We start from the raw sequence: 627 nt of genomic DNA on the forward strand, positions 1-627 counted from the left end.
GCCGCCCCGGCCGCCGCCCGCGCCGCGCGCCGCGCCTGCCGGGCGCTGCGTACCGCGAACTCGGCATGCGGCAGAAACGCCCGCCCCATGGGCGTCAGCCGCACCCCCCGCGGCAGCCGCTCCAGCAGCGGCCCACCGACCTCCCGCTCCAGGGCCTTGATCTGGTGCGAGAGCGCGGACTGGGTCACGCCCAGCAACTCGGCGGCATGGGTGAAGGACGCCTCCTCGACCACCGCCACGAGATATTCCATCTGGCGCAGACTCATCCGCCGCTCCCCCTTCGCTATCACCCTCCCCATGCAGAAAATTCATCGTATCCAGAGAAACTTTGCCTTGGACTCATGCATCGGTAGGGGCACAGGCTGGACTCATGCATGAGACAGACATCATCGTCATCGGCGGCGGAACCGGCGGCTACAGCACCGCGCTACGCGCGGCCGCCCTCGGTCTCGACGTCGTCCTGGCCGAACGCGACCTGGTCGGCGGGACCTGCCTGCACCGCGGCTGCATCCCCAGCAAGGCGATGCTGCACGCCGCGGAGCTGGTCGACGGCATCTCCGAGGCGCGCGAACGATGGGGCGTGAAGGCCACCCTGGAGGCCGTGGACTGGTCCGCCCTCACCGCGAC

Annotated in this window: 2 protein-coding genes; one reads left to right on the forward strand and one right to left on the reverse strand. The window is 70.2% G+C overall.

Features of this window, described 5'->3' with window-relative positions; translation table 11 throughout:
* Positions 1 to 266 (reverse strand): LysR family transcriptional regulator (locus tag CCN51_RS52715; protein ID WP_143676283.1); only part of this gene is annotated, 266 nt, incomplete at its 3' end.
* A 104-nt stretch (positions 267 to 370) separates the two neighbouring features.
* On the opposite strand from CCN51_RS52715, the gene CCN51_RS52720 reads away from it, so the two are divergent.
* On the forward strand, positions 371 to 627 hold a 257-nt coding region (locus CCN51_RS52720), incomplete at its 3' end, for an FAD-dependent oxidoreductase (RefSeq protein WP_143676284.1).

It is taken from the genome of Streptomyces milbemycinicus (assembly GCF_002154605.1).
Classification (GTDB): domain Bacteria; phylum Actinomycetota; class Actinomycetes; order Streptomycetales; family Streptomycetaceae; genus Streptomyces; species Streptomyces milbemycinicus.